The sequence below is a fragment of the Pantoea sp. GbtcB22 genome (genome assembly GCF_019091025.1).
Taxonomy (GTDB): domain Bacteria; phylum Pseudomonadota; class Gammaproteobacteria; order Enterobacterales; family Enterobacteriaceae; genus Pantoea; species Pantoea leporis.
The window spans coordinates 1-241 of record NZ_JAGXKB010000722.1; the positions used below are offsets into that span (position 1 = coordinate 1).

Consider the following 241-nt stretch of genomic DNA (forward strand, 5'->3'; position numbering starts at 1 on the left):
GGAGCGAGATGGCGGCACCATGCGCTCGTTTCGAGAAGTCGTCAAACGTAACGAGGCGCACTGTCTGGAAGCCGCAGTCGCCGCCGCTGTGATTCTCGAGCTGCATGGATATCCACCGCTGCTCTTTGATCTTGAATCCAGAGATCTGCTTGACCATGTGATTTTCGTTTTTCAGAAAGCGGGCCGGTGGGGATCCATCGCGCGTTCGCGCGACATCGGCCTGCATGGACGTAAGCCGGTG

1 protein-coding gene is annotated in these 241 nt (G+C 58.1%); it reads left to right on the top strand.

Annotated elements, in window-relative coordinates:
- Positions 1-241, top strand: a 241-nt coding sequence (locus KVT28_RS26475; protein ID WP_217551272.1) for a hypothetical protein, incomplete at both ends; no start/stop codon positions are given.